This window comes from Wohlfahrtiimonas sp. XWW7 (assembly GCF_056716055.1).
The window spans coordinates 2,434,772-2,447,824 of sequence record NZ_CP168032.1; the positions used below are offsets into that span (position 1 = coordinate 2,434,772).

The 13,053-nt window shown below is 36.8% G+C and carries 11 protein-coding genes and 2 tRNA genes; 3 read left to right on the forward strand and 10 right to left on the reverse strand.

Annotation, left to right across the window (positions count from 1 at the left end):
- Positions 1–116: 116 nt before the first annotated feature.
- Positions 117–193 (reverse strand) — tRNA-Met (locus ACA100_RS11665).
- Between the two features lie 151 nt (positions 194–344).
- Here ACA100_RS11665 and ddpX point away from each other — a divergent pair.
- Positions 345–908 (forward strand): D-alanyl-D-alanine dipeptidase, encoded by a 564-nt coding sequence (gene ddpX, locus ACA100_RS11670; protein ID WP_481077876.1) that lies wholly within the window; start codon positions 345–347, stop codon positions 906–908.
- A gap of 29 nt (positions 909–937) precedes the next feature.
- Here the strand turns inward: ddpX and ACA100_RS11675 are convergent, their stop codons facing one another.
- From ACA100_RS11675 to ACA100_RS11700, 6 genes are all read right to left on the reverse strand, one after another.
- Positions 938–1,210, reverse strand: coding sequence for an oxidative damage protection protein (locus tag ACA100_RS11675; protein ID WP_481077877.1), 273 nt, complete (start codon positions 1,208–1,210; stop codon positions 938–940).
- A 66-nt stretch (positions 1,211–1,276) separates the two neighbouring features.
- Positions 1,277–2,227, reverse strand: a complete 951-nt coding sequence (locus ACA100_RS11680; RefSeq protein ID WP_481077878.1) for a ribose-phosphate pyrophosphokinase — start codon at positions 2,225–2,227, stop codon at positions 1,277–1,279.
- 126 nt (positions 2,228–2,353) lie between these two features.
- Positions 2,354–2,428 (reverse strand) — tRNA-Gln (locus tag ACA100_RS11685).
- Between the two features lie 110 nt (positions 2,429–2,538).
- Positions 2,539–3,333: a segregation and condensation protein A gene (locus tag ACA100_RS11690; protein ID WP_481077879.1), complete on the reverse strand. Its 795-nt coding sequence runs from the start codon at positions 3,331–3,333 to the stop codon at positions 2,539–2,541.
- 1 nt (position 3,334) lies between these two features.
- The gene (locus ACA100_RS11695; RefSeq protein ID WP_481077880.1) at positions 3,335–4,327 is read right to left on the reverse strand and encodes a tryptophan--tRNA ligase; all 993 of its coding nucleotides are present in this window, start codon (positions 4,325–4,327) and stop codon (positions 3,335–3,337) included.
- 9 nt (positions 4,328–4,336) lie between these two features.
- Positions 4,337–5,008 (reverse strand): site-2 protease family protein, encoded by a 672-nt coding sequence (locus tag ACA100_RS11700; RefSeq protein ID WP_481077881.1) that lies wholly within the window; start codon positions 5,006–5,008, stop codon positions 4,337–4,339.
- Positions 5,009–5,184: 176 nt separating this feature from the next.
- Here ACA100_RS11700 and ACA100_RS11705 point away from each other — a divergent pair, with 176 nt between their 5' ends.
- Both ACA100_RS11705 and ACA100_RS11710 read left to right on the forward strand, forming a co-directional pair.
- Positions 5,185–6,099 (forward strand): pilus assembly FimT family protein, encoded by a 915-nt coding sequence (locus tag ACA100_RS11705; protein ID WP_481077882.1) that lies wholly within the window; start codon positions 5,185–5,187, stop codon positions 6,097–6,099.
- 20 nt (positions 6,100–6,119) lie between these two features.
- Entirely contained in the window at positions 6,120–7,205 is a 1,086-nt protein-coding gene (locus ACA100_RS11710) for a PilW family protein (protein ID WP_481077883.1), read from the forward strand.
- Between the two features lie 54 nt (positions 7,206–7,259).
- Here the strand turns inward: ACA100_RS11710 and ACA100_RS11715 are convergent, their stop codons facing one another.
- The 3 genes from ACA100_RS11715 to ACA100_RS11725 are packed head-to-tail and all read right to left on the reverse strand — an operon-like array spanning position 7,260 to position 13,041.
- Positions 7,260–10,535, reverse strand: a complete 3,276-nt coding sequence (locus ACA100_RS11715) for a translocation/assembly module TamB domain-containing protein (protein ID WP_481077884.1) — start codon at positions 10,533–10,535, stop codon at positions 7,260–7,262.
- A gap of 9 nt (positions 10,536–10,544) precedes the next feature.
- Complete coding sequence (locus tag ACA100_RS11720) at positions 10,545–11,303, reverse strand: Nif3-like dinuclear metal center hexameric protein (protein ID WP_481077885.1); 759 nt, start codon at positions 11,301–11,303, stop codon at positions 10,545–10,547.
- A 13-nt stretch (positions 11,304–11,316) separates the two neighbouring features.
- Entirely contained in the window at positions 11,317–13,041 is a 1,725-nt protein-coding gene (locus tag ACA100_RS11725) for a hypothetical protein (protein WP_481077886.1), read from the reverse strand.
- Positions 13,042–13,053: the final 12 nt, after the last annotated feature.

The following is a 13,053-nucleotide window of genomic DNA, read 5'->3' on the forward strand; positions in this document are numbered from 1 at the left end:
TCATAAACCAATTTATAATTGTGCGACAACCCTTCATGATTACAATTCTTTATAATTAGTTTTATGGAAAATAAAAAAGCCCTTGGTTCATTAACCAAGGGCTTTGATATTTAATATGGTGGACATAGGTGGAATCGAACCACCGACCCCAGCATTATGAGTGCTGTGCTCTAACCAGCTGAGCTACATGTCCGTACTGCATTAAGGCATCGAATTATAAATAGGTTTCTATTCAGCGTCAACACCAATATCATCACTTGATCACTATTTAAACAAAATCACATAAATTTATTGAAAAGATTATCATGTGTATCAGTTTTCAAAAGTTTAGTTAAGGATAGAACATGAGCTGCGATTTAGTTGAACTCACCGAAGATTCCCATAATATCTTCATAGACATGCCATATGCTGATGATCGTAATTTCACGGGTAAAGCAGTCTATAATCAAGCGCGCGTATTGTTGCATAAAGATGCAGAAATCAAATTTAGAAAAGCCATCGAACAGGCACATCATCTAGGGTTAAAATTCATTGTTTATGATGCTTATCGCCCACCCAAAGCTCAATTTATTTTTTGGGATCACACGCCAGACCCAGATTTCCTAGCCAATCCTCATAAACGAGGCTCACCACATTCTCGTGGTGTTGCATTAGATGTCGGCTTAGCTGATATGATCACAGGTGAACCTGTAGAAATGGGCACACCTTTTGATAGCTTTTTACCCGAATCTTGGCATGCTAACTATAGTGTATCCACTGAAGCACAAAGAAATCGACTAATTCTAGCGGGCATAATGCTGAACGCTGGATTCGACAACTATTCACATGAATGGTGGCATTATCAATTCTTCAATACCTATGAATATCCACTATTAGAAGATGAGCGCTTAAGTACAATCGAACCATAACAAAATAAACCGCCATCTAGGCGGTTATTTTATTGCTGTGGTACGAATTGCTCTGGCAATTCAATATCACTATCACTGAAGAAAAATTGAACCATTTGTTCTTCAATGAATTTACGTGCATTAGGATCCAATGGATTCACACGATATTCATTGATCAAAATCGTTTGTTGCTTTAACCACAACTGCCAAGCTTCATTAGAAATATTTTCAAAAATTTTTGTTCCTAATTCACCAGGATACATTGGGCGAGCTAAACCTTCCGCCTCTTTTTTGAGTTTTTGACAAAATACAGTGCGTGACATTTTAAATCCTCATATAAAACAAAAGCCAGAAAAAATCTGGCTTTATAATATAACGCAATTTTGCAATTAAGCAAAAAGACTACTGACTGATTCTTCTGCGTGAATACGACGAATCGTATTTGCAATAATGTGAGAAACAGATAATACGCGAATCTTTTCACAGTTAATTGAAGCTTCTGACAATGGAATTGTATCTGTTACAATCATTTCATCCAACGCAGAGTTTTCAATATTAGAAATTGCTTTACCTGACAAGATTGGGTGAGAACAATAAGCACGAACAGACATTGCGCCATTCTCTTTCAATACATTTGCAGCTGCTGTTAATGTACCAGCTGTATCTACGATATCATCCACGATGACACAGTTTTTACCACGAACATCACCAATGATGTTCATAACTTCTGATACGTTTGGTGCTGGACGACGTTTATCAATGATCACTAAATCATTTGTTTCCAATTGTTTAGCAATTGCACGAGCACGCAATACACCGCCAACATCTGGAGATACAACACACAAGTTTTCTTGTTGAAGACCAATGATGTCACGGTACATTACAGGTGTTGCATAAATGTTATCAACTGGGATTTCAAAGAAACCTTGAATTTGATCAGCATGAAGATCAATTGTTAATACACGGTTACAGCCAACGCTTGTAATCATGTTTGCAACAACTTTTGCTGAAATTGGAACACGCGCTGAGCGAGGACGTCTATCTTGTCTTGAGTAACCAAAGTAAGGAATTACAGCAGTAATTCGCATTGCTGATGCACGACGAAGCGCATCAATCGTTACTAAAAGTTCCATTAAGTTGTCATTTGTTGGATAACAAGTTGGCTGAATTAAGAATACGTCTTTACCACGAACGTTTTCATTAATTGAAACCATAACTTCACCATCAGAAAAACGACCAACAGTGGCATCGCCAAGGGTCATTCCAAGATGTTCAACAATTTTATTCGCTAATTCTGGGTTCGCGTTCCCTGCAAAGATCATCATCTGAGCACTGCTCATGATTATACTTCCTTGATTAAAGATTGATTAAAATAAAGGTGATGTTTGTAGCCCTGATATATTACTATATTTTGTATAAGCATGAGAAGCTCTTAAATCTACAAACTCAAAAGTAAAGAAGAAATTTGGCTGGGCTGCCAGGGATCGAACCTGGGAATGGCGGGATCAAAACCCGCTGCCTTACCGCTTGGCTACAGCCCAAAAGATGGGATGCATTATAGGGATTTTTACTAACTTGTCTACCCCTATCACTGATCAACTTTTAAACAATTACTTTAAGAACTTCAAAATCAAATAATTACAAATATTTTTTATGCTTTTAATTTCAAATTAATCGTACCATAAGCATTTTCTTGTACGATATCTATCATCTGTTGCTTGGATAATTCTAAAATCGCAATGAAAGAAACGACAACACCAAGCTTACCTTCTTTTAAATTCAGAACTTTTTCAAATGATAAATAGCTAACATCATTCAAATGATCCAAAATATTGACCATCCTTTCCTGCACAGACAATACTTCCGTTGTAATCACATGTTGTGTGAAATGAGCCTGATCCTTTAAAAGCCTTTTAAGCGCTGCCGTTAACTCATCAATATGAATTTGTGGTAAGCGCTCTTCCCTAATCAATTCAGGCAAAGATGGCGATGTTGGAAAAATTTCCTCATCAAATCGTGGCAACGCATCCATATCCATAGCAGCCTGTTTATATTGCGCATACAACTGTAAGCGCTCAATTAACTCTCTTCTTGGATCATTTTCTTCCTCCGCATCTTCAACTGTAGGATGCTTTGGCAACAATAACCGTGATTTAATTTCTGCCAACCATGCAGCCATTACTAAATAATCGGATGCCAATTCAAAACGATCTTTTTTTAATAAATCCACATAAGCCATATATTGGCGCGTGATTTCTGAAATTGGAATGTCCAAAATATCAAAATTATTGCGACGAATCAGATATAACAATAAGTCAAATGGCCCTTCAAATGCTTCTAACCATAATTCCAATGCATCTGGCGGAATGAATAGATCTAAAGGGAGCTGAACAGCTTCACCTCGATAAGTCGCACCAACGTTTTCCTGTTCAGCTTCAAACAACATTTTACAGACCTACAGCCTTTTTCAATTGAGCGATGAAAGGCACTGTATGTTCGCGCGCTCTTTCTGCACCTTTCAACAACACACTTTCTACATATTCAGGGTTTGCCATTAACTCATTATATTTTTCTCGTGGCTCCATCAAGATTGCATTGATTTTTTCAAACAATACTTGTTTCATTTCACCCCAAGCGATACCTTCTGCATAAGCTTTACGAATTTCTGCACATTCTGCTTCTGTTGCAAATGCTTTATACATTTCATACAAAGTGGATTGATCAGGATCTTTCGGAACACCAGGTTCAGTTGAATCTGTCACAATTTTCATGATGGATTTACGCAATTGTTTTTCAGGTAAAAACAATGGAATCGTATTGTTATAGCTCTTACTCATTTTACGACCATCTAAACCTGGCAATAATGCAACGCTTTCTTCAATCTTAGCTTCAGGCAATACAAAATGCTCACCATATAAATAGTTAAAGCGCTGCGCGATATCACGCGCCATTTCAACATGCTGAATCTGATCACGGCCAACAGGTACTTGATGCGTATTGAACATTAAAATGTCCGCAGCCATCAATACAGGATAAGAAAACAATCCCATCGTGATGCCTTTATCAGGATCTTCAGAATTATTGACATTATCATCCACAGCAGCTTTATAAGCATGTGCACGGTTCATCAAGCCCTTCGATGTCACGCATGTTAATAACCACATCAATTGCGTAATTTCAGGAATGTCTGATTGACGATAAAACGTTGCTTTATCTGTATCTAAACCCAATGCTAGCCAAGTTGCCGCAATTTCCTGACGAGATTGAATGATTCGCGCAGGCTCTTGGCACTTAATCAACGCATGATAATCAGCCAAAAAGAAAAAACAGTTATCATTTTCTTGGCTCATTTTAATTGCAGGGCCAACAGCGCCAGCAAAATTGCCCAAATGAGGCGTTCCTGTTGTTGTAATTCCCGTTAATACGACTTGTTTAGACATTTCTTTATCCTAAAAAATTCCTACGATTGAAAGAATTAGCTGAATCACAGCTTGTGATATTGCACCTAAAGGCAAAACATTTAAATAAAGCAGACCCAATAAAATCCAAATCCCATAAGGTTCAATTTTATAAAGGTGCTGAGATATATTGTACGGCAAAAGCATCATAGCAATTTTACCGCCATCCAAAGGTGGAATCGGTAATAAATTCAATACCATTAAAAATACATTAACCATGACACCAAAATATGCCATCTTCATCAAACCTAACAGCATTGTTGGTTCATTCATTTGTCCATTAGAAAACTTTGAGCTAATCACCAAGACGATTGCCCAAACAAAAGCCTGAATTAAATTTGATAATGGCCCAGCTGCCGCAGTCCATGCAATATCTTTGCGAGGATTTTTAAAATTTCTGGGATCAAATGGCACAGGTTTTGCCCAGCCGAATAAAAATAATCCTGAATCTGTCAATGTCGATAAGACAAATAATGCCAACGGGACAGCAATTGTACCGATAGGATCAATGTGACGAATGGGAGATAAAGACAAACGACCTTGTGCTTTTGCGGTATTATCACCTAGCCAATACGCCATATAACCATGTGCAGCTTCATGAATCGTGATCGCAAATACTAGCGGTACTAACATCAAGAGAAGAACTGTAAAATCAAGTTCCATATCATCTTCCAAATTGAAAAGAATTGATTGTAACAAAATTTACGAACCAATCTGGCAGAAACTTGATCTACTTGCTGATTTTTAATATTAATTAAATAGACAGAAAATGATACAATGCTGAATTTATAAGACCAATATTTGTATACTCTACATGACAAACAAGAAGGCTATAACAAATGAACTTACGAAGAATACTTCATACTAATAAAGGTTATACGCTCATAGAGCTCATGATCACCCTTTTTATATTTGCAATCATTACAATGTTTGGTGTTCCTGCTTTTTATAACTTTATTGAGCAATCACGTGCAAAAACACAAATGGTAAAAGCTGCGAACTTCCTACGCTCCGCACAAGAAATCGCAACATCTACTAATAGAATTGTTTATGTTTATACGACAGGCTATTTTGACTATACCAATCATAAAGATGATTATTGGACCCAAGATTGGGTTATGTCCTTTAAGCCTATTGGTAAAAACAATGTCAGAATCTCAGCACAAGACTTAGCACTTGAGAATGCCAAAAGTCCAGGCACACCTAACCCTAATTACCTGATTGCTCAACAACCCATTTTTACTCCTAGCACTACATCTATCCTAACTGTATTAACTAGCACTATGCACAATGCGATTGATCGACAAAATTTTGATAATAGTTCAACCATAGAAATGGAAGGTTATAGTAACGTTCGAGTTCCCTATATCAAAAGAGATAACAATGGAAATATTGAGAAAGATGATGAAGGAAAACCTATATTCCAAGAAGGCCAAGGCGCAGAAGTAGGAAAACCTACCTTCCTAGTATTTTACCCATCAGGATCTGTTGTAATCCCAGTATTTATGACCTCTAATACCGCATTATCTACAACTAATTTTTTTAATATTACAGCTGCAGATCTTGCAAATGTTACAGGTGTGCTAGCAGGCTGTAGAATGGCAGGAGGTTTAAACATTGATAGCATAAACTATACGAATGATTCCACTGTGATCACACATGCCAATACATTCACACACCATCCTATTGATGGCACTAGCGGCTCAGCACCATCTTTCAGCCGTAGCATTTGTGGCTCAAGATTCTTACAGTAAAAATTAACAAGGATTTCAATATGTTGAAACTATATAAAAATAAAGGTGTTTCGCTCATAGAGTTAATGGTCGCTGTAGGATTAGGTCTTACGTTGATACTTTCCATGCTCGCGTTTTACAGTATCAGCCTACAAAATGTTGCAGAACATCAAACTAACAACCATGAGCAGCAACAACTACGTCGCATGCTCAATCTCTTAGAAACAGACATTGAAAATACTGGTGGATTTGAATGTGCAGACAATGTATTCATATCAGATTATCAACCCTCAGCAATCATTTCATTAGGCGATAATATTAATAGAAAACAAATTGTTTTTCTTCACCCTATTATTGATGAATATCAACACTCTGCATTAGGAATGTTAAAATTCAATGGTGAAACTCTTCAGTCCTATACGCCTCGTAAACTTGACAATGTAGGATGTGGTCAAGATCAAAGCACAATTTACATTGGCACTACTGTCCTAGAAATGATTCCAATAAAAAATATCACGACCAAAAATGACTACTCGGCAAGTGCTGATAAAATCATGGCATTTGTAGCATTATCAGCAATTCAGTCAAGAAAAGATGGCGATCTGTATCCTTCAGTTGATATATATAAACCAACCATGGATGATGCTACGGTGATGTTTCTCTCTGATGAAGAGAATAAAAAAACAATCTCTACAGGTAAAAATAGTGTCGATATATTCTTAGGATTTTCCCCGGCAGGTAAAGGTAATACCCATGTTCCTAATACAACATTTAACAATGCACAAAACTTACTTAACGGAGAGGGTGGATGGATCAATCCATTTAGTACAAAAAATAATAATAGCCTGTTAATTAATGGCAATAATCAAAAGCCACATTTAATTAGTCAAAAATTACATAATGAAGCTATCGATAAGGAAGGCTTTGATATAAAAACCTATCCTCTTAAAGGCGCAGATGAGCCCAAAGATAGATATTCCAATACAGATCTAATCGGTAGAGTTAGAGCAATCAAATTCCAATTCACATTTGGCGCGCATGGAGATGTCCCTGAACGTAAACTAACAAGAGTGATTCGTTTCAAAAATACACATTTAATGAAAATTAACGATACTCCAAGCTCATAATTAAAATCTCAAAATGAATAAAAAACCAATCGTGATAGATTGGTTTTTTTATGCTTATATCTCTTTAGAAAATCTTAAATCCATCGTGGAATACTCATCACTCACTTGGGTATCAAAGCTAAAGTATTTTAAGAAGTTATACCGCATTAACCCAAATGCACTGTTATTCTCTTCAAAAATACTTACACCAATACCAACATAGAAATTTTCAGTGATGTATTTGCCAATACCTAAACTGGTATTGCCCGACAAATCCTTCATCACACCTAAATCCGTCAAACCAACACTTTTAGCAAAAGCATTATCATTAGATGTCACTATTTCACCTGACGCGATTCTTTGTGCCATTTTTGCAATTTGTAACATCTCAACTGCTGTTAATGAATCCACATCCGAACCCAATGCTAAATAAGAAACTATTGAGTTGGTTGGCATGCCTGGCTGAGAAAATAAGCTCAGTTTAGGATTTTGTGCTGTTCCTGTCACACGAACACCCACATTCACTTTTGTCCCTGTACGTTTATTCTCAAACGATCTCGATGCTTGGAACTCAATATTAGGATTTGCAATATCCAATCCAGTGAATTGAATTTTACCTTTATCCAATTTAAGTTCCTGCCCTAATACATTATAGATACCGCTGCCCATATTGATGATACCAAGCGCTGTTAATGGGCTATTGACAGATTTTTTCAGATCAATTCCACCCATTAATTTTCCAACAAATCCAACTGCTCCGACAGTGATGTTGTCACCTAAAGTTACCTTAAAATCGACAGTAGAATTATTCCAAAACTGAGAAGGTTCTTTTTTCTCAACGGGCTTGCGTTTGGATGAAATCACGACTGTATCTTCCGAAACTTTCTGTACACTGCCCCGTGGATCATCCGAACTTTTATACAAAAACTTCAACTCAGGAATTAATAAATTACCGCGAATCACAGCGCCTGTTTTCTTCACAGAAATATCAATATTCGGTGATGCCAATGCTTTTACATTACTACTATTGGCAAGTAGCAAAGAGTCACCACGCACTTTTATTTCTGAATCCATAGTTTTTAAATCTACAGAACCATTGATCTTCATATTCCCACTGCCTGCTGTCAAACCACCATCAATGGAGAGCAAAGGCTGCCCTTTCTTTAAAGCAACATTCAGTTGAATATTTTTAAGTGATGTATTGTACTCAGCGTTATAAATCTCACCCTTTGTCAGATTGACATCAAAGCCCATATTGAGCAATTTATCTGAAGACAATTCCCCTGTTGTTTCAAACTTCATCGTAAGATTGCCATCTAACTTCTGCAAACTTGGCACTATTGGCAATAACCAATCTAATGTAGGAGCATTCCCATTCACTTTAAAGTCTAATGCCTGCTTACCAAATGGGTCCACTAAACTACCGCCACCATGAATCTGTAAATATTTACCCCAATCCACATCCAGCTTAGAAGTAATTTCTTTAGGTTGAGCATGCACCACTGCTTTAGTTTTTGTTAATGGTACATTTAATTCATAACCTTGCATGCGATAACGTACACTGCCTTGCGCTAATGATACATCTACAACACCATTAAAATTTGTTGGATCAATGAATTGTCCTGCTACAACAAGATCAATCGTTGTATTTAAATCCAACTCTGGCGGCAATAATGATTTAAGTTTTTTAGGTTGTAAACGACGAATCACCAATGATCCCAAACTTTGGTCGCCAATTTTCTGCCCTTGCATACACATTGTTGTCGGCAACTCTTGCAAACACAGCATTGAGAGCTCAATATCACTGGCCGCAACTTTCAATTGTGCGGGCTTAGATAACTTATAGCGTCCAATAATGTCACTGTACACATCAAATTGATTAATGCTCAATGACCATTCTTTAAAATCTTCAGGATTAATATGCCCCACGCCCGCAAAATCTGTCGTATTAAAAATACTGCGCACTTTTAATTGAATATCATGATTTTCCAGTGAACCCACAGATGTTAATGCTACGCTATCAACGATATTTTCACCTTTATTGCTGATCTTTTTGATCATAGCTGAAAAATCAAATTGCTCAATTTTCTCAGCTTTTAAACGAATCTCCCCAGATTTCACAGTTAAATCTTGAATTTTCAATTGATTCAAATCTGCTGTAAATTCTGTAGTTTGAGCTTCATTATGATTGGCTTTAATCTTTAACGAATCCAAAACCAAACCAAAGCCAGTAATATTATCGCCTTTCACATCACCCGATAATAAAGGCTTTTTAAAGTCACCTGCAAAACTAAAATCACCTTTTAGAGAGCCTGTTAAATCGGGGTAGATATCTTTTAATTCGGACATATAAAGATCCAAATTAGCAGTCAATCGTTTGGGTTGATTCAAAGACCAAGCGCCTGTTGTTGCCAATTGATTAGAAATATTGAATAGCGTCAAATCCCACGTTAAATCCGCTTGATTTTTAATTCCCAATTTAGTTTCAATGACCAAAGGCTTCGCTAACTTATTAGGCCAATTGAATGTAATGGCATCATGTATTTTTAAATCATTCAATTTGCCTGTCACAATAATATTCATGGCATGATCAAAATAATCATCACCGACACGCATTTCTTGTGTGGAATTTTTTAAACGAATATTCACATCATCCGTAACTTTATTCGTATCAATACTCGCTGTTGCATTCAAAGGCAAAGTTACATCATCACCGATGTTCACTAAACCTTTATAAGCCACATCTTTAAACGCCCAAGTTGTTTGACTGATCACGCCTTCATTCACTTTTGCTTCATCTACATACACAGATAAGTCTGGCAAAATGATCGCAATATCAGATGCTTTGACAGAATCAATAGTGATATCAATCGGTAATTGACCACGTTGAAATGAAAATGGTAAAAATGGAGGAGAATTAGGATCTGATGGCGTTGGTTCACCTGCTTTAGGCAACATAACATCACCTTGAGCCACCGAAACTTCACGAATAGTGACTGTTTTATCCAATAATTGATTCAAATCCCATTGAAGTTTAGCATCGAATAACTCAATGTAATTTTCTTCATTAAGGGTTAAATGCAATCGATCAAATTGAATGCCTTTCCATAATGTTCCACGCAATTCATCAATCTGCACCATTTCACTGACAGGGGATTTTTTCAGTGCATAATCTACAAGCTTTAATCCTTGTGGTGTGAATATGACAAAAGCCACAAACCCCACAATTAAAACTAATAAAAAGATGATCAAATAAATAAAACGCTTTAACCAACGCCAAGGACTTTTTCGTTTTTTAATGGGCGCTTCTACAACTTCCGCCACTTTCCCTGCTTCAATTTCTTCTGTCATGAATGTTCTCTATACTGGATTGTCGCAGTCAATGAATTCAACATCTAAATGATACTCTGCTGCTAACCATTCGCCCAAAGCTTCAATGCCATATCTCTCTGTTGCATGATGACCTGCCGCATAATAGTGAATATCCAATTCGCGTGCGCTATGTGTTGTTCGTTCGCTGATTTCACCCGACAAATATGCATCCACACCAAATTCAGCAGCTTTATCAATATAATCTTGTGCACCGCCACTGCACCAAGCGATTGTGCTAATCAATTTATCAGACTCTGGCGCAATATGAAGCGGTTCACGATCCAAAGCTTTCTCGATAACTTTAGCAAATTCACTGCCTGATATTGGTGTTTTTAAACGGCCTTTTAAAATCAAAGGATTCACTTCAAAAGGATCTAAACCTTGAACATCCTCAATCTCTAATAGTTGCCCTAATCGCGCATTATTACCAATGCTTGGCGCCATATCCACAGGTAGATGATAACCCATCAAATTAATATCATTTTTAATCAATGATGCGATTCTACGATATTTCATGTTAATGATGCGCATATCTTCATTGCGCCAAAAATAACCATGATGCACCAAAATTAGATCTGCGCCTTTCTCAATGGCACAGTCGATTAAACGCTGCGATGCTGTCACACCTGTAATTATTTTTTTGATCTCATGCTTGCCTTCAATTTGCAAACCATTTGGCGCATAATCTTTAATCTTATATGCTTCAAGCTTATCGTTTAGAATTTTTTCTAACTCAAAAATATTCATTATAATTCCTCAATTAAGCCCCATATTGTACAGGTTTATCATCACTAACTAAAATTTGTTGGCGTGGTAATAACCAGCCTTTTTCTTGGCAAACTTCTAAACCTGCATGATTGACCATTCGCTCGATTCGCCAATACCAACCTGCAGCTTCACTGCTAAATTCTAAAATCACAGAATATTCGATCGCTTGACCATAAACAATGCGTTTTAATTGAACGCTCAAACTGCGTAAATACTGAGTCAGCCCCAATTCATCCAATTTTTCTCTGACTCTACTTTCAAGCGCTGTTGTCACTTCTGCAACTGGTAAATTAGTATGGCTATAATCTAAACCAAAAGTTGGCGTAACATAAAAACCATTCCCCACATTTTGTACCTGCATATTATAAAAAGTTGCAGTGGGCACCATAATTTCCCTGAAAAATGATTCCAAATAAACCATTTCTGGCGTTTGTCGTTTAATGACAGCGTAATTACCATCAGGTAAAAACACCTGATCGCCCACTTGTGTTGGGAACCACTCCTCTTCCGAATTGAATGGACGAGAATTTAAATTAGCAATTTCACTCAATGAAATACGAATGCGACCATTTTCTAATACAGGATTGACACATGTACAGTAAAAACTTAATCGCTGTACTTCCCACGGAATACCACGATACATAATGCGCTCACCTTCTCGTACTGCACCAAGATTCAAGAAAATTTTCAGCTCACTCACATATTGCGGCGCATAATTTCTTAAACTGATAATGCCAAAGAAGATCAATAATACAGCCAATCCAAATAGCACCATATCGCCTTGAACATAAATCACGCTCAAAAATGCCAAAATGGCAGATACATAAACCACTAAGTTATAAACAATCCATAAAAAACGTAAGCGTGTATTCACCTTACGGGAACGATTGTGTTTTTTACGTTTTTGGTCAAAATGAATATAGGTTCTTTTAACACCAACACCAAAAATCAATACAACACTGGCACCTGATAAAACTGCCATTAATAAAATCAAACCTCGACCTAAGAAAATAGCACTTAAAGCATTCTTAATTCTATCTTCTAAAGATATTTCCGTAGTTTCCAACTCTTTTAATTGCAAATCTAAAATATTTTTCTGATTCAACAACTCTTGCTGATAATTCGTCCACTGTTTTCGTAAAGCATCTATACGATTTTTGGTCTCTTCGGAAACTTGATCTTCTGGTATTTCATTCAGAGCTGTCAATCCATCTGTAATCGCCTTATATTTACTTTCAACCTCTTGATGTTCATAATTTAAACGATCTCTTTCACGTGGCTTTTCCGTCAATGAGCGCATTTCAGTAAAAAGTGGTTTAACAATCACCAACAACTCTTCTTGCCATTTAAAATCATCTGCATTGGGTGCTTTATTGGCTAAAAGATGAGGATTCACACCACCAAAAGCCATTTTATTAAAAATACTCTCTAAGCTTTTCTCTTGAGACTTCAAAGTTTCCAAGCTAGCTTTAAGCTCAGTGATTCTCTCTTCATCTTTTGTTTGTTTTAAACTATTTTGGATCTGCTTTTGCTTTTCCAAGTTTTCTCTCAAAGATTGATCAATCTGATTCAATTCAGCGCAACAATTGCCACCTTTATCTATCGCATTAACAGGCGCACTTGGCAAATCTGTTTGCGCCAATGATAGAGATGAACAAACGATAATGAACAATAGGATAATACTGTGAAATCTACGGATTAGTCTTTTACTAGACACATTGTCTCCTCA

Bases quoted from the DNA above. Each gene is read 5' to 3' on its own strand.
- ACA100_RS11710 (WP_481077883.1), top strand. From the start codon at position 6,120: ATGTTGAAACTATATAAAAATAAAGGTGTTTCGCTCATAGAGTTAATG.
- ACA100_RS11680 (WP_481077878.1), bottom strand. From the start codon at position 2,227: ATGAGCAGTGCTCAGATGATGATCTTTGCAGGGAACGCGAACCCAGAA.
- ddpX (WP_481077876.1), top strand. From the start codon at position 345: ATGAGCTGCGATTTAGTTGAACTCACCGAAGATTCCCATAATATCTTC.
- ACA100_RS11695 (WP_481077880.1), bottom strand. From the start codon at position 4,327: ATGTCTAAACAAGTCGTATTAACGGGAATTACAACAACAGGAACGCCT.
- ACA100_RS11715 (WP_481077884.1), bottom strand. From the start codon at position 10,535: ATGACAGAAGAAATTGAAGCAGGGAAAGTGGCGGAAGTTGTAGAAGCG.
- ACA100_RS11720 (WP_481077885.1), bottom strand. From the start codon at position 11,303: ATGAATATTTTTGAGTTAGAAAAAATTCTAAACGATAAGCTTGAAGCA.
- ACA100_RS11675 (WP_481077877.1), bottom strand. From the start codon at position 1,210: ATGTCACGCACTGTATTTTGTCAAAAACTCAAAAAAGAGGCGGAAGGT.
- ACA100_RS11705 (WP_481077882.1), top strand. From the start codon at position 5,185: ATGAACTTACGAAGAATACTTCATACTAATAAAGGTTATACGCTCATA.
- ACA100_RS11700 (WP_481077881.1), bottom strand. From the start codon at position 5,008: ATGGAACTTGATTTTACAGTTCTTCTCTTGATGTTAGTACCGCTAGTA.
- ACA100_RS11690 (WP_481077879.1), bottom strand. From the start codon at position 3,333: ATGTTGTTTGAAGCTGAACAGGAAAACGTTGGTGCGACTTATCGAGGT.